This is a genomic window from Janthinobacterium agaricidamnosum (assembly GCF_003667705.1).
Taxonomy (GTDB): domain Bacteria; phylum Pseudomonadota; class Gammaproteobacteria; order Burkholderiales; family Burkholderiaceae_D; genus Janthinobacterium.
In genome coordinates, this window is sequence record NZ_CP033019.1 from 1,682,192 (window position 1) to 1,697,222 (window position 15,031).

General features: G+C 64.8%; 12 protein-coding genes. 9 read left to right on the forward strand and 3 right to left on the reverse strand.

Going from position 1 to position 15,031, the window contains the following annotated elements:
- Nucleotides 1-8: 8 nt before the first annotated feature.
- The 5 genes from D9M09_RS07695 (at nt 9) to D9M09_RS07715 (ending at nt 6,562) form a co-directional block, all read left to right on the forward strand.
- On the forward strand, nt 9-1,058 hold the full coding sequence (locus tag D9M09_RS07695) for an ABC transporter ATP-binding protein (RefSeq protein WP_121671003.1): 1,050 nt from the start codon (nt 9-11) through the stop codon (nt 1,056-1,058).
- Nucleotides 1,058-2,533 carry a mannitol dehydrogenase family protein gene (locus D9M09_RS07700; protein ID WP_205602336.1) on the forward strand — a complete coding sequence of 492 codons (1,476 nt, stop codon included), beginning with the start codon at nt 1,058-1,060 and terminating at the stop codon, nt 2,531-2,533. The genes D9M09_RS07695 and D9M09_RS07700 overlap by 1 nt, the downstream gene beginning before the upstream one ends.
- A gap of 15 nt (nt 2,534-2,548) precedes the next feature.
- Complete coding sequence (locus D9M09_RS07705) at nt 2,549-3,454, forward strand: helix-turn-helix domain-containing protein (RefSeq protein WP_070312312.1); 906 nt, start codon at nt 2,549-2,551, stop codon at nt 3,452-3,454.
- A gap of 55 nt (nt 3,455-3,509) precedes the next feature.
- Nucleotides 3,510-4,436 carry a helix-turn-helix domain-containing protein gene (locus tag D9M09_RS07710; protein WP_070219862.1) on the forward strand — a complete coding sequence of 309 codons (927 nt, stop codon included), beginning with the start codon at nt 3,510-3,512 and terminating at the stop codon, nt 4,434-4,436.
- A gap of 71 nt (nt 4,437-4,507) precedes the next feature.
- On the forward strand, nt 4,508-6,562 hold the full coding sequence (locus D9M09_RS07715) for an esterase-like activity of phytase family protein (RefSeq protein WP_121668974.1): 2,055 nt from the start codon (nt 4,508-4,510) through the stop codon (nt 6,560-6,562).
- Nucleotides 6,563-6,748: 186 nt separating this feature from the next.
- On the opposite strand, the gene D9M09_RS07720 is transcribed toward D9M09_RS07715, so the two are convergent.
- Together D9M09_RS07720 and D9M09_RS07725 are read right to left on the reverse strand one after the other, a co-directional pair.
- Nucleotides 6,749-8,839, reverse strand: coding sequence for an alpha/beta hydrolase family protein (locus tag D9M09_RS07720; protein WP_121668975.1), 2,091 nt, complete (start codon nt 8,837-8,839; stop codon nt 6,749-6,751).
- A 117-nt stretch (nt 8,840-8,956) separates the two neighbouring features.
- Complete coding sequence (locus D9M09_RS07725) at nt 8,957-9,664, reverse strand: glutathione S-transferase family protein (protein ID WP_121668976.1); 708 nt, start codon at nt 9,662-9,664, stop codon at nt 8,957-8,959.
- 112 nt (nt 9,665-9,776) lie between these two features.
- Between D9M09_RS07725 and D9M09_RS07730 the strand changes: the two genes are divergently transcribed.
- The 4 genes from D9M09_RS07730 to D9M09_RS07745 all read left to right on the forward strand — a co-directional run bounded on the left by D9M09_RS07730 (nt 9,777) and on the right by D9M09_RS07745 (nt 14,182).
- On the forward strand, nt 9,777-10,142 hold the full coding sequence (locus tag D9M09_RS07730; protein ID WP_121668977.1) for a winged helix-turn-helix transcriptional regulator: 366 nt from the start codon (nt 9,777-9,779) through the stop codon (nt 10,140-10,142).
- Between the two features lie 62 nt (nt 10,143-10,204).
- On the forward strand, nt 10,205-10,801 hold the full coding sequence (locus D9M09_RS07735) for a hypothetical protein (protein WP_121668978.1): 597 nt from the start codon (nt 10,205-10,207) through the stop codon (nt 10,799-10,801).
- A 377-nt stretch (nt 10,802-11,178) separates the two neighbouring features.
- A complete protein-coding gene (locus D9M09_RS07740; RefSeq protein ID WP_121668979.1) occupies nt 11,179-12,435 on the forward strand; it encodes an HD-GYP domain-containing protein in 1,257 nt (418 codons plus the stop codon).
- 145 nt (nt 12,436-12,580) lie between these two features.
- Nucleotides 12,581-14,182 (forward strand): methyl-accepting chemotaxis protein, encoded by a 1,602-nt coding sequence (locus D9M09_RS07745; protein WP_121668980.1) that lies wholly within the window; start codon nt 12,581-12,583, stop codon nt 14,180-14,182.
- Here the strand turns inward: D9M09_RS07745 and D9M09_RS07750 are convergent.
- Nucleotides 14,154-15,002 (reverse strand): DUF2071 domain-containing protein, encoded by an 849-nt coding sequence (locus D9M09_RS07750; protein WP_121668981.1) that lies wholly within the window; start codon nt 15,000-15,002, stop codon nt 14,154-14,156. The genes D9M09_RS07745 and D9M09_RS07750 overlap by 29 nt on opposite strands.
- Nucleotides 15,003-15,031: the final 29 nt, after the last annotated feature.

Here is a 15,031-nt window from a genome sequence, read left to right on the forward strand (position 1 = left end):
ATGACATCATGGCTTACCTTCAACTGAGCAATATCGAGAAATTCTTTGGCGAGCACCGCGCCATCAAGGGCATCGACCTGGAGATCCAACAGGGCGAGTTCGTCGTCTTCGTCGGGCCGTCCGGCTGCGGCAAATCCACCCTGCTGCGCCTGATCGCGGGCCTGGAACCGATCGACGGCGGCAAGCTGTCGCTCGACGGGCGCGACATCACGGCGCTGCCATCGTCCAAGCGCGACCTGGCGATGGTATTCCAGTCGTACGCGCTGTATCCGCACATGACGGTGTTCCAGAACATGTCGTTCGCGCTGAAACTGGCCGGCGTCGATCCGGCCATCATCCGCGAAAAAGTCGACAAGGCGGCCGCCATCCTCGACCTTGGGCGTTACCTGGAGCGCACGCCGAAGGAATTGTCGGGCGGCCAGCGCCAGCGGGTGGCCATCGGCCGCGCCATCGTGCGCGATCCGAAAGTGTTCCTGTTCGACGAGCCGCTGTCGAACCTCGATGCGGCCCTGCGCGTGCAGACGCGCATCGAGATCGCCAAGCTGCACCGCGAGCTGGGCGCCACCACCATCTATGTCACGCACGACCAGGTCGAGGCGATGACCCTGGCCGACCGCGTGGTGGTGCTGCGCGACGGCCAGATCGAGCAGCATGGCTCGCCATTGAAATTGTATGACCGCCCGGCGAACCGCTTCGTTGCGCAATTCATCGGCACGCCCAGCATGAACGTGGTGCCCGCCGATGCGGCGCCGCAGCTGCTGGCGCAGGCGGGCAGCGCGGCGCAGGCGGACGGCTTTGTCGGCATCCGCCCCGAACACGTGCACCTGGGCGCGGCGCAGCCGGGCAGCGTGCCCGTCACCGTCGACCTGGTAGAGTCCTTGGGCGTGGAAACGCTGACCTATGTGCGCCTGCCGAACAATGTGCAGGTGGTGTCGCGCGGCGCGGAGCGTAGCAGCCTGCAGCCGGGCCAGCAGACGCACCTGACGTTCGAGCCGGGCTTCGTCCATTATTTCGACCGCGCCGGCAAGACCTACGCGGCGGCGAAAGGAGCGCTGTAATGGACGCCATCGCATTGAAGCAATCGAACCTGGCCAAGCTGCCGGCGAACGTCGCCGTGCCCGCGTATGCGCGCGAGACGCTCGTGCCCGGCATCGTGCACATCGGCGTGGGCGGTTTTTTTCGCGCCCACCAGGCCGTGTATCTCGACGATTTGCTGGCCTTGCCCGGCAACGCAGAATGGGGATACTGCGGCGTGGGCTTGCTCGCGCATGATGCGGCCATGCGCTATGCCATGCGGGCGCAGGACGGTTTATATACGGTGGTCGAGCGCAGCGCGGCCGGTGATAGCGCGCGCATCATCGGCTGCATCGGCGACTACCTGTATGCGCCCGACGAGCCGCAAGCCGTGCTGGAAAAGCTGGCCGACCCCGGCACGCGCATCGTCGCGCTGACCATCACCGAGGGCGGCTATTACGTCAACCAGGGCACGGGCGAATTCGATGCGCAGCACCCCGACATCGTGCAGGAACTGGCGCACCCGGAGGCGCCGCGCTGCTCGTTCGGCTACCTGGCCGCCGCGCTGGCCCTGCGCCGCCAGCGGGGACTGGCGCCATTTACCATCATGTCCTGCGATAACCTGCAAAACAATGGCGATGTGACGCGCAAGATGCTGCTGGCCTTTGTCGCCTTGCGCGACGCAGAACTGGCGCGCTGGCTGGCCACGCATGGCAGCTTCCCCAACAGCATGGTCGACCGCATCACGCCGGCCACCACCGATGAACACCGGGCGCTGGTGCGCGACAGCTTCGGCATCGTCGACGCCTGGCCCGTCGTGTGCGAACCGTTCCGCCAGTGGGTGATCGAAGACGAGTTCCCGCTGGGCCGCCCGGCCTGGGAAAAGGTGGGCGCGCAGATGACGCACGACGTGCTGCCGTATGAAAAGATGAAGCTGCGCTTGTTGAATGCCAGCCACCAGGCCCTGTGCTACATCGGCATGCAGCTCGGCTACACGTATGCGCATGAAGCGATGGAGGATGCGGGCATCCGCGCGCTCGTGCGGCGCATGATGGATGACGAGGTCACGCCCTTGCTCGATAGCGTGGAAGGCATCGATCTGGCGCAATACAAGGACACCCTGATCGAGCGCTTTTCGAATCCGGCCGTGCGCGACCAGCTGGCGCGCATCGGCACGGAGGGTTCCGCGCGCATCCCGAAATTCGTGCTGCCGTCCGTGCGCGAAGCACTGGCCCGGGGCGGCGCCATCAAGCTGCTGGCGTTTACCGTGGCGTGCTGGTTCCGCTACCTGGAAGGCCACGACGAAGCGGGGCGCGAGATGCCCTTGAACGACCCGTACGCGGTGCGCCTGCGCGCGCTGGCGCTGCAGGGCGGGGTGGACGCCGCGGCGCTGCTGTCACTGCGCGAACTGTTCGGCGACCTGTCCGACGCACCCGCGTTCACGCAGGCGGTGGGGCAGTCGCTGGCCAGCCTGTATGGGCTGGGCGCGCGCGCGGCGCTGGAACAGATCGTCGCCTGACGGGGAGGGCGCGCCATGCCACCGTCGTTGCCGCAGATGGAGCTGGAACAGCAGCGCGACGCCACGCCCGGCTTCGAGCCGAAAGGCAGTTTCGGCTTCATCCGCTACCTCGAGCACGGCTTTCCGAATGCGCTGGTGCGCTGGCACTATCACGACGAGTACGAACTGCACCTGATCGTCGAGAGCAGCGGCAAGGTCTTTGTCGGCGACTACATCGGTCAGTTCACGCCTGGCCACCTGGTGCTGACGGGGCCGCGCGTGCCGCACAACTGGGTCTCGCTCGACACGCCGGCCGAGGGCGTGGCCCTGCGCGACATGGTGATCCAGTTCGGCCATGCGCCGCTGGCGTCGATGGCGGCCGCCATTCCCGAATTGAAGGGCATCTTCCCGCTGCTGCAGCGCGCCCTGCACGGCGTGGAATTCTTTGGCGTCAGCGAACAGTCGCTGCGGCGCTTCCGGCGAATCCGCGACACGAGCGGCCTGCCGCGCTTCATCGAATTTCTCACCCTGCTGGGAGAACTGGCGCAGACCAGCGACTACCAGCTGCTGTCGACGGTGCCCATGCAGTCGAGCGACGACGACGTGGCGCTGGCGCGCATCAGCTCCGCCATCAACTTCATCGTGCACAATTACAGCAGCCAGTTCTCGCTGAAACAGCTGGCCGAGCAGGTGGACATGCCAGAGCGGACCTTTTCGCGCTTCTTTCGCAGCGCCACGGGCAACAGCTTCACGGATTTCGTCAACCGCCTGCGCATCAACAAGGCGTGCCAGCTGCTGATGGAGACAGAGCGCTATGTGAGCAACATCTGCTACGAGGCGGGTTTTAACAATGTGGCCAATTTCAACCGGCGCTTCCTGGAATTGAAGGGCATGACGCCGAAGGAGTTTCGCCAGCAGGCGCTGGGCCGTTTTGGCGAGTGAAGCTTTTTGAGGTACATTCGATGGCACGGGCGGGGACAGCCTGAGAGAGACAAGCATGGAACACCTATGGCACAAGGACAGCGAGCGCAAGGCGCCCGAGCTGGAACGCGAAAGCTACGACGGCATCATCAATTACCTGGAACATGGCTATCCCAGCTCGCGCGTGCGCTGGCACTGCCATGAAGAGTATGAGCTGCACCTGATCGTCGCCACCAGCGGGCGCCTGTTCGTGGGCGACTATATCGGCGAATTCTCGCCCGGCCACCTGGTGCTGACGGGCCCGCGCCTGCCGCACAACTGGATTTCCAACGTGATGCCGGATGGCGGCGTGGCCCTGCGCGACATGATCGTGCAGTTCGCCCATGCGCCGCTGGCCGGCGCCGCGCGCGTGATTCCCGAATTGCGCGAACTGCTGCCGCTGCTCGAACGCTCCAGCTATGGCGTGGAGTTTTTCGACATGGGCCACGAGGCCGAGCGCCACCTGGCGCGCATCCGCGCCACGCATGGGGCCGAGCGCTTCGCCGAATTCGTGCAATTAATGAGCAAGCTGGCGCGCACGGCCAACTACCGTTTGCTGTCGAGCGCTTCCCTGCGCTCCTACGACGATGACGCCACCCTGGCCAAGGTCAATTCCGTCCTCAACTACATCACGGACAATTACCGCGAGCCGATTTCGGCGGAAATGCTGGCCGAGCAGGTGGGCATGTCGCTGAGTAAATTCTCGCGCTTCTTCCGCAAGGCGACGGGCAACAGCTTTACGGATTTCGTCAGCCGGCTGCGCATCAACAAGGCGTGCCAGCTGCTGATGGACACCGACCAATACGTGTCGAACGTCTGCTACGACGTGGGTTTCCAGAACGTGGCCAACTTCAACCGCCGCTTCCTGCAGGTGAAGGGCGTCACGCCCAAGGAATTCCGGCGCCAGGCCGATGGCCGCTTCGGCGGCATCGGCGGACCTGTTGCGGATACGCCACTGGCGTGACGGCTGTCATGGGCTTGTCACTTTGAGCAGTTACTCTCCACGGCTTCAACCCCACCTTAGCCGAGGAATGCATGAATACTGCTGTAACGTCGACCCCGAAACTGACCCTGCTGGCCATCGCCGCCGGCCTGGCCCTGGCCGCTTGCGGCGGCAGCGATAATCCGCCGGCGGAGCCTTCCAAGCCCGTGGCGCAGACGGGTGTGTTCCTCGACGGCGCGGTGGAAGGACTCGATTATGTGGCCGGCAGCGCCCCCAAGGCCAGCACCAATGCCAAGGGCGAATTCATTTGCAACCCGGGCGAGACGGTAGCCTTCAGCGTGGGCGGCCTGGCCCTCGGTTCGGCCCCATGCGGCGCCGTCGTCACGCCGCTGGCGCTGGCCGCCAGCACGAATGTGGCGGATGACAAGGTCGTCAACCGCCTGCTGGCGCTGCAACTGCTCGACGACGACAGCGATCCGTCGAACGGCATCAAGCTGACGGCGGAAGTGAAGGCCGCGCTGGCCGGCAAGACACTGGACTTTGCCACCGCTCCGGCCGTCTTCAACACGGCCCTGGCCGCGCACCTGGCCAGCGTGGGCGGGAAATTCGCCGGCCGCACGGTCGATGCCGAACGCCGCGCCCTCGTGCGCGAGCATTTTGAAGACACGCTGGCCTCGAAAGCGGGCGCGCCCGTCAACGAGGCGCTGACACAGGCCAATCCTGTCGGCGAAGTGAAAGTGACGGTGACGCGCTACCAGATCCAGGCGGCCGACAAATTCTACGTGCCGTACGAAGGCGCCAATGCCAAGATCAAGGGCGAATTCCCGAACGGCTTCCTGCCGTCGTACGGCTCGGGCCTGGCCTACAAGGGCAAGAACGCGGCCGGCGACCTGGAATTCTATGGCTTGACGGACCGCGGCCCGAACGGCGACGGCCCGCTGGTGCCCGATCCATCGGGCAAGGGCACCATCGGCAGCAAGATCTTCCCGTCGCCCAGCTTTACGCCCTCGTTTGGCGTGATCACCGTGGGCAAGAACGGCGCCGTGCTGGGTTCGTCGACGCCGATCAAGGTATCGGCCACCGTCAACAGCTCGGGCTTGCCCGTGCCCGTGGGCGCCGTCGGCAATTCGGCCGAGATTCCCGTCATGGATGCGATGAAGTTCGATGCGGCTGGCAAGGCCGTCTTCAATGCGGGCGGCCTCGATTCGGAAGCCATCGTCGTCGATGCCAAGCGCAATGCGCTGTGGGTGTCCGACGAATACGGTCCCTTCATCGTCAAGATCGACGCCGCCACCGGTATCATCCAGGCGAAATACGAGCCGGGCAAGGGCTTGCCGGCGCTGTTCGCCAAGCGCCGCGCGAACCGCGGCATGGAAGGCATGACCTTAGACACGAGCAACGACAAGCTGTACGCCTTCCTGCAAAGCCCTCTGTCCGACGGCACGGCACCATATTCTGTGACGAAGAAGAATGAACAGGTCGAGCGCTTTGCCCGCTTCACGCGCTGGATCGAATTCGACCCGGTGACGGGCACCAGCGGCAAGATGTACGCGTATCCGCTCAACGCGGCCGACTACCAGGATGGCCGCACGGGCAACGCCAAGCTGGGCGACATGGTGGCGCTGGGCGGCGGCAAGTTCCTCGTCATCGAGCAGGGCGCCGCACCGTCGGGCAAGGTCTTCAACAAGCTGATGCTGGTCGAACTGAAGGGCGCCACGGACATCGCGGCCGCCGCCTTCAACACGACGACGTCCGACCTGGAGAAGAGCAGCATGGGCGGCGCCGCCGTCAATGGCGCCGACTGGGCCGCTGTCACGCCGCTGAAGAAAACGCTGCTGCTGGACTTGAACGCCATCGGCTGGGCGGCGGAAAAGGCCGAAGGCCTGACCCTGATCGACGACTCCACCATCGCGCTGGCCAACGACAATGACTTCGGCCTGAAAACCAAGGTCTTCGACGCGAATGGCGTGGAAGTGGCGGACGCCGACGTGACCAAGTGCACGGTCGATGCCAATGGCACCATCGTCACGAGCAGCGCGGCCGGCTGCAATGCCGCCAACACCATCCGCGTGGCGCGCGGCGACGACCGCGAGCGTCCTAGCCGTTTGTGGATCGTGAAGTTCGCCAAGGCGCTCAATAGCTATTGAGCGGGAGCGGTGGTGATGTCGGATTACGCACCGCTGCGCGGCGCTAATCCGACCTACAAAACAAAAAATCGCGCGGTGCAGAGATGCACCGCGCGGTTTTTTTAACCCCTGAAGGCGAAGTACCGGGGTCGGACCCTGAGGGGCCGACCCCAGCCTTTGCGCTGCGGGTTATTTCTTTGCTGCGGGTTATTTCTTTGTATACGTATTCAACCAATCGAGCACCGTGTGATGCCACAGCAGCGAGTTCGCCGGCTTCAGCACCCAGTGGTTTTCGTCCGGGAAGACCAGCAGCTTGCTCGGGATGCCGCGGCGCTGCAGCGCCGTGAAGGTACCCAGGCCTTGCGCGGTGGGGATGCGGAAGTCCAGGTCGCCCTGCACCACCAGCATCGGCGTCTTCCAGTTCTTCACGAAGTTGACGGGGTTGAACTGCTCGTGCTTGGCCGGCGCGTCGTAGTAGGTGCCGCCGTTTTCCCATTCCGTGAACCACAGTTCTTCCGTCGCGTAAGCCATGCCGCGGTTGTCGAACACGCCGTCGTGGTTGACCAGGCACTTGAAGCCGTCCGGCCAGTTACCGGCGATCCAGTTCATCATGTAGCCGCCGTAGGACGCGCCCAGCGCGCAGCTGCGCTCGCGGTCCAGCCACGGGAACTTCCTGGTGGCCGCTTCCAGACCCTTCTGCAGGTCGACCAGCGGCTTGCCGCCCCAATCGCCGCTGATGGCATCCGTGAACTTCTGGCCATAGCCGGTGGAACCGTGGAAGTCGATGAAGACGGTGGCGTAGCCGGCGCCCGCATACACTTGCGGATTCCAGCGGTAGCTCCAGCTGTTGCCGAAGCTGCCTTGCGGGCCGCCGTGCACCAAAAAGGCGATCGGATACTTTTCGCCGGCCTTGGCGTTCCATGGCTTCATGACGTGGCCGTAGACGGTTTCGCCATCTGCGCCCGCGAACGAGAACTGCTCATATTCGCCGAAGCGCACGTTGGCCAGCGCTGCCGCATTCTGTTTCGTCAGCTGCACCATCGGTGCCGATTCGGACTTGGCGTCGAGCTTGCGCGTGTACAGCTGCGCGCCCGAGGCCAGGTTCGCTTGCGTCAGCACGATGGTATTGCCGCGCACGTCGAAGTCGCCCACGGCGCCTTTGCCCGTCAGCGCGTTGACCTTGCCGCTGGCCGCGTCGATGTGGAACAGACGGTGCTGGCCCACGTCATCGGCGGCGACGAGGAAGGCCTTGCCGTCCGGCGTCCAGCGGAAATCAGCCACGGAACGGTCCCAGTCGTCGGCCAGGGTGCGCTTCTTGCCCGTGGCGACATCCATCAGCACCAAATGAAAACGGTCCGCTTCGAAGCCCGGCTTGGTCATGGCGACATACGCGAGGGTGCGGCCGTCCGGCGAATAGCTGGCTTTCGCATCCCAGGCCGGATTGTCGGCCGTGAGGTTGCGCGGCGCCTGGCCGCCGGCGGCAGGAATCGTGTAGACGTCGAAATTGGTCGACCACGATTCCGTGCGGCCGGCCACGCGCACGGAGAAGGCCACCGTCTTGCCGTCCGGGCTGAAGTGGTATTCGCTGTTGTCGCCGAATGGCTTCGATGGCGCGTCGCCATCGAGGGTGCCGCTCAGGCTCACCGGCGTGGCGCTGACCTTGCCGGCCGCGTCGATCGGCGCCGAGTACAGCGCATTGCGGCGGCCATCGGCCCAGGTATCCCAGTGGCGCACGAACATCTGGTCGTAGACCATGCCGCTGGCCTTGTTTTTCGTTTTTTCATCAAGGCGCTTCCTGGTGCAGGCGATATCGGCGCAATCGAGGTAGACGCCCATGCTGAAGGCCAGGCGGTCGCCCTGCGGCGACAAGCGGTAGGTGTCGACGTCCAGCGCCAGGTCGGTGACCTTGGCCGCTTCGCCGCCGTTCAGGGGCAGCTGCCACACTTGCGAGGAGCCGGAGCGGCCGGACAGGAAGTAGATGGCGTCGCCGTTCGGCGACCATTGCGGATCGCTGGCGCTGGCGTCGCCGCGCGTGAGCTGGCGCGGCGACGCGTTCGGCGCGCGCAGGTCGATCATCCACAGCTGCGTGTTGCCGCGGTTTTTCTCCAGATTGGTCGTGCGCACCGTGTAGACGACGCGCGTGGCGTCCGGCGACAGCACGGGGCTGCCCACCCGTTCCATGGCGACCATGTCTTCCACGGTGAAGCCGCGCGGCGCGGCCAGCGCCGATTCCGCAGCAACGGCGGTGGTGGCCATGGCGGCACTGAATGCTCCCAAGAGCAGCAGACGTAAACTCATTCAAACTCCCAATGTTATTGCGACGTTGTTGATGTGATATGAACGTGGCCGGCTGTACCGCCGGCAGCCCGACATCATAGCAATAAAGACGCGTCCGCTGCGGGAGTTGACCGCCGGTTAGCCGGCCGGCAGCGCCAGTTGGTCGAGCGCCACGTGGCCCAGGAAACCGCCCTGGCTGGCGGCCGGCAAGCCCGCCTCGATGGCGTGGGCAAAGCGGATGCCGGGGTCCTGTTCCAGCGCCGCCAGCACGCGCGCCACCTGCGGATAGTCGCTTAGCCGCGCCAGCTGCAGCGGTTCGGCCCAGCGCGCCGTGGCGGCCAGGTAGGCGTCGGCAATCGTCGGCGCGGCATCGGAAGCGAGCCAGGCGCGGCCATCGAGCAGGCGTTCCAGGTGCGCCAGGCTTTTGTTGACCTTCTCGACGGCCATTTCGCGCCAGACGGCCGCGCGCGCATCGCCATCGGCCGCGCGCGACGCCTGGAAGGCGGGCATGAAGGCCGCGTGGAAGGTCGTGTGCAAAAACGAGAGCGCGCTGTTCAGGCGGTCGCAGGCGGGCGTGCCCTGCGCAAAGCCCAGGCCGCTGTCCGGCGCGCGGGCGGCGATATGCAGCAGGATCGCCATGCTTTCCAGTAGCGGCGTGCCCGCGTGCGTGAGCAGGGCCGGCGTCTGGCCCAGCGGATTGATGGCGAGAAAGGCCGGATGCTGCTTGCTGGCCGGGTCGCGCGCTTCGACGCGGGCCAGGCGATACGGCAAGCCGCTCCATTCGAGGGCGGCGATGGCGGCAAACGAGCAGCCGAACGGCACGCTGTAGATCAGGGTGGTTTCCATGCTGGAGTTCCATTCAGGTGAGGGAAGGGCAGTCTAATCGCGATAGTTACTATTTGGAAGAAGGCAGAATAATGTGGTATAGGTACATTTTTTATACCAGATAGGGATCGCCATGAAGGACAATGTCTCCGGCTGCGCCGTGGAAGAAGCCATGCGTTTGCTGGGCGGGCGCTGGAGGGCTGTGCTGCTCAGCTATCTGATGGCGGGGCCGAAGCGCTTCAGCGAAATCCGCCGCGCCGTGCCGAATATCTCGCAGCGCATGCTGACCCTGGACTTGCGCGCGCTGGAAGAGGCGGGCTTGCTGACGCGCACGATCTATGCGGAAGTGCCCGTCAAGGTGGAATACCAGCTGACGGACGAGGGCATGCGCTTGCGCGAGCTGGTCGAGATGCTGCGCGCCATCGGCCTGCGCCTGCGCGGACAGGCGGACGGGGGCGGCGCCTTTCTCGCGCACGATGCCGTGGATAGTTCTCTATAGAAACAGCTGTTTTTTATGCAAAGTGCTAGACTGCCGGCCTTTGATCACTACTTTTGACACCCATGCGCCTGACTACCCTCGCCCTGACCGCCGCCGCCCTGTTCGCCGCCTTGCCGGCCCAGGCCGCTACCATGCCCACGCTCGAACACATCCAGGCCGCCGTGCAGGCGGGCGTGGCCAAAACGCAAGCCAGGATGCAATCGTCGATACCGGTTCCCATTCCCGTCAAGGCCACCAGCCTGCAGGGTTGCCAGGATTCGCAGGAAGTGCCGGGCGAGGTGGTGTGTCTGATCGGCATGAGCGCTGGCATGCGCGACGGTTTTATGGTCTTGCCGCTACGTAACGATAACGGCACCTGGGTCGGCGTCGAGCGCAAGGATGCCAAGTTTGCGGGACCGTCGCCGGCCGAGGCGCAAGCGATGATACGCGCCTGGGCCAAGGAAGAAGTGGCGCGCAATCCGGAGGCGGCCAAGGACGTGCAGATGCAGGAAGCGCAAAGCACCATGCAGGTCAAGGCCGTCAACGAGTGCGACGTCAAGCGCAAGACGGGCTACCTCGTGTGCGATACGCAATTGAGCGTGCCGAGCCGTCCGGAAGGCATCAAGACGGAACTGACCTTCATGCTGGAAAACGCCGGCTGGCGCTACGTGCCGCGCTAAGCTGCCGGCCGCCAGCCCGCTCGCCCAGCGGCCTGACATTCCTTTCTGCATAGCGCCAGCCCCACTTCGGGGCGTCTGGCGCTCACGCACTTCCCTCCTGCACGTCCAGCCTGCGTGGCGGCCCACGCGGCCGCCGGCAGGCATATCGCATCCCTCATCAGCACCAGACATACAGTTTAGCGTAGGCAATATGGCTGAATTGATATATTTGTTGATTCAATATTTTATGAAATGAAAATGATAGAATTGGTGATTATTTTTATTTATGTTGTGATTCTGCCATATAAAGCAATATATTTGGTGTAATCGTTATTTTTGGCGTATGATATTGATAATGCGCAAGTAAATGCTGCGATCTGAATGTCTGGAGAACCGCCGTGCTGAAAAAAATAACGAGTAGCGAACTGATGCTGGGAATGTATGTCGAACGTCTGGGCCGTTCCTGGCTCGATACCCCTTTCTGGACGCGTTCTTTCTTGCTGGAGTCGCCGGCTGACCTCGAGCGTATCCGCTCGGCACGCCTGTGCGAAGTGTGGATCGACACGACGCGCGGGCAGGCGCCGCAAGTCGCGCCGCCCGCCGTGCCTTCTGCCGCGCCGCCGGCCGCGGCAGGCGCTCCCGCGGCCGCGCCAGCGAAGGTGTCGGCAAGCAAAACCATCGCCGATCCGGGCCCGCCCCGCTCGCGCGAGGAGGAGCTGGCGCGCGCCCGGCGCCTGATCGAACGCTCGCGCCAGGCCGTGCAGACGATGTTCGACGAGGTGCGCATGGGCAAGGCCTTGTCCGCGGCGCAAGCTTACGAACTGGTCGACGATATTGCCGCCTCGATGCAGCGTGGCGGCGACGTCCTGCTGGGCCTGGCGCGCCTGAAATCCGCCGACAATTACACGTATATGCACTCGGTGGCCGTGTGCGCGCTGATGACGGCGCTGGCCAGGGAGCTGGGCCTGGCGCCCGAGCAGGTGCGCTCGGCCGGCCTGGCGGGTTTGCTGCACGATATCGGCAAGATGGCCGTACCGTCCGCCATCCTCAACAAGCCGGGCAGCCTGAGCGAAGCGGAATTTTCCTCCGTGCGCGCCCATCCGGCCGCCGGCCACCGTATGCTGCAGGAAGTGGGCGAGATCGACCCGGTGGCGCTCGACGTGTGCCTGCACCACCATGAAAAACTTGATGGCAGCGGCTACCCCAAGGGGCTGCGCGGCGAGGAAATCAGCCTGTTTGCGCGCATGGGCGCCATCTGCGACGTGTACGACGCGATCACCTCGAACCGGCCGTACAAGCAGGGCTGGTGCCCGGCCGATTCGCTGCGCCGCATGGCAGGCTGGCGCGGCGGGCACCTGGACGCGCAACTGTTTGCCGCCTTCGTCAAATGCCTGGGCATCTATCCGCTGGGCACCCTGGTGCGGCTGCAGTCGGAGCGCCTGGCCGTGGTGGTGGGACAGTCGCCGGGCAAGCCGCTGACCCAGCCCACCGTGCGCGTGTTTTTTTCCATCCGCGCCGGCACCTGCATCGTCCCGACTCTGCTCGACCTGGCCGCGCCGGGCTGCCAGGAGCGCATCGTTTCCACGGAAAGCGCAGCTCAGTGGCGCCTGCAGGACATCGACCGTTACTGGGCCGGCGAACCTGCCGTGGCATGACGGCCGGCAGGGCCGTAATAAAGTGCATTTTGTTAATAATAAAATATTAAAATAATGGTGCCAGTGCCGTGCCCGCTTTGCTGGCTGGCGACCGTTCCTTGTCCGCAAACCCGTCACTGTACGGGCTACTTTTGAGGATGTGACCATGCGACTCAATCTTCCCGTCAGCGATACCGAGATCACACTGAGCGATAGCGAGACCATCGTCTCGACTACTGACTTGCAAGGCAATATCACCTATGCCAACCCGTATTTCATCGCCGTCAGCGGTTACAGCGCGGAAGAATTGATCGGCGCGCCGCAAAACATCCTCCGGCATCCGGACATGCCGGCCGAAGCGTTCGCCGATTTCTGGGCGACCATCCGTTCGGGACGCTCGTGGAGCGGCATGGTGAAAAACCGCTGCAAGAGCGGCGATTATTACTGGGTGCTGGCGAACGTGACGCCGGTGGTCGAAGACGGCGTGGCCGTCGGCTACATGTCGGTGCGCACCAAGCCGACGCGCCAGCAAGTGGCGCAGGCGTCCGCCCTGTATGCGCGCATCAAGGCGGGGCAGGCCGACGGCATCGTCATCAGCCAGGGCGCGGCCGTGCGCACGGGCTGGCTGGCCAGACTGGCGCGCTTGCGCGACCTGCCGCTGGGCCAGCGCATCGGCTGGAACCTGGGCCTGCTGAGCCTGGTATTACTGCTGCAACTGGCGTGGAATGCGGGCGCGTTGCCGGCTGCGGCCCACGGCTGGCTGACGGGCCTGTCCGTGCTGGCCTTGTGCGCGACGCTGTATTTCTGGCACAGCTTGCACCGCGCCGTGCTGCAACCGCTGCAGCGGGCGCGCCAGGCCTGCGACGTGATGGCGGGCGGCGACCTGACGGGCGAGCTCGACACCACGCGGCGCGACGAGATGGGACAGTTGCTGCGTTCCTTGCGCCAACTGCGCGTGAACCTGCATTCCATCGTTGGCGACGTGCGCGGCAATTTCCTGCGCATCAGCATGGCCAGCCAGGAAATCGCCGCCGGCAATATGGATTTGTCCGGCCGCACGGAAGCGCAGGCCTCGGCCCTGCAGCAGACGGCGTCGAGCATGGAGCAGCTGGCGGCCACGGTGCAGCAAAATAGCGGCAACGCCGTGCAGGCCAGCGACATGGCGGGCAAGGTGCACGGCCTGGCAGGGCGCGGCGGCGAAATCGTCGGGCAGATGGTCCGCATGATGGAGGGCATTAACGTCTCGTCGAAGAAGATCGGCGACATCACGGGCATTATCGAAGGCATCGCTTTCCAGACGAATATTCTGGCCTTGAACGCGGCCGTCGAAGCGGCGCGCGCGGGCGACCAGGGGCGCGGTTTTGCCGTCGTGGCGGGCGAAGTGCGCAGCCTGGCCCATCGCAGCGCGGCGGCCGCCACGGAAATCAAGCAATTGATCACGGCGTCGCTGGAGCAAGTGCAGGCGGGTGCGAAGCTGGCGCAGCAGGCGGGCGTCAGCAGCGCCGAAATGCTGGGCGCCGTGCAGGGCGTGCACGGCATCATGGAAGAGATCGCCTCGGCCTCGCGCGAGCAAAGCCATGGCATCGGCCAGGTCAACATGGCCGTCACGCAAATGGATGAAGTGACGCAACAGAACGCGGCGCTGGTCGAGGAATCGGCGGCCGCCTCCGCATCGCTGCAGGGCCAGACCTTGCAGCTGGAACAGGCGATGGCCCTGTTCAAGCTGGAACGCCGGGGTGCTACAGCAGGCGCTCTGACAACGCCTTGAAGGCAACCTTGGGCACGAGGAAGGCAAACGGCTTCGATACGGGCGGCAACTGCCCCAGCAAGCCGCAGTCGGCGCGCAAGGCTGTCAGCGCTTGCACTTGATCCACATCAACGGGCAAGTCGATTTCGCCGAAGACCAGCTTGCCGTTGCGCGGCACGTGCGCGATGGCCCCATCCTGGCACGCGAGGAAAGCGACGGCGTCGCGCCAGTTGCCGAACAGTTGCTGCCATTCGGCATCGAGGCCATGCGCCGCCGTGATGGCCGCCTGCACATCGAGCGCCGGAGCGCTGCCGGCGCCGCTGGCGATGCTGCAGTGCGCCTGCGTGGCCGTGACGTCCAGCGCCATGCCGGCCGCCAGGTGCGTGGGCAGGATATCGCTGAACAGGCGCGTGCCCAGCGCATGCGGCAGGCTGGCCATGATGTTTTTCAAAAAATATACGCAGGGTATGGCCGGCGCGCCCGGCGGCGTGCGCTCCAGGTACAGGCGCCAGTTGCTTTGCAGGGGAGACGGCAGCAGACGGCGCAGCGGGCCGAGCAGTGCAGGGCCGAAATGCCCGTGGCGGTAGGTCAGCACCGTGAACGGCGTCTTGCCGTCGCGCTGCCACAGGGTCACGCCCGGCGGCAATAATGTCTGCGCCGCAGCGGCATCGACCAGCCAGCTTACGTAGACGACGTCGCGCACGTCGCTGTGCAGGGTCAGGAAGGGCAGGCGCGACATGACGGCCTGGCGCAGTTCGGCGAAATGCGCGCAATTGGCGAGCGCGGCAAACAGGCGCCCCGGCCAGCCCGCGCGCGGGTGGCGGTAAGTGTTGTCTTGCAATTGGGAACTTTCGGGGAAAAAACTGAGAG

What these genes read in the sequence shown, in the direction of transcription:
- D9M09_RS07695 (WP_121671003.1), top strand. Translation starts at nt 9, where the DNA reads ATGGCTTACCTTCAACTGAGCAATATCGAGAAATTCTTTGGCGAGCAC.
- D9M09_RS07700 (WP_205602336.1), top strand. Translation starts at nt 1,058, where the DNA reads ATGGACGCCATCGCATTGAAGCAATCGAACCTGGCCAAGCTGCCGGCG.
- D9M09_RS07705 (WP_070312312.1), top strand. Translation starts at nt 2,549, where the DNA reads ATGCCACCGTCGTTGCCGCAGATGGAGCTGGAACAGCAGCGCGACGCC.
- D9M09_RS07710 (WP_070219862.1), top strand. Translation starts at nt 3,510, where the DNA reads ATGGAACACCTATGGCACAAGGACAGCGAGCGCAAGGCGCCCGAGCTG.
- D9M09_RS07715 (WP_121668974.1), top strand. Translation starts at nt 4,508, where the DNA reads ATGAATACTGCTGTAACGTCGACCCCGAAACTGACCCTGCTGGCCATC.
- D9M09_RS07720 (WP_121668975.1), bottom strand. Translation starts at nt 8,839, where the DNA reads ATGAGTTTACGTCTGCTGCTCTTGGGAGCATTCAGTGCCGCCATGGCC.
- D9M09_RS07725 (WP_121668976.1), bottom strand. Translation starts at nt 9,664, where the DNA reads ATGGAAACCACCCTGATCTACAGCGTGCCGTTCGGCTGCTCGTTTGCC.
- D9M09_RS07730 (WP_121668977.1), top strand. Translation starts at nt 9,777, where the DNA reads ATGAAGGACAATGTCTCCGGCTGCGCCGTGGAAGAAGCCATGCGTTTG.
- D9M09_RS07735 (WP_121668978.1), top strand. Translation starts at nt 10,205, where the DNA reads ATGCGCCTGACTACCCTCGCCCTGACCGCCGCCGCCCTGTTCGCCGCC.
- D9M09_RS07745 (WP_121668980.1), top strand. Translation starts at nt 12,581, where the DNA reads ATGCGACTCAATCTTCCCGTCAGCGATACCGAGATCACACTGAGCGAT.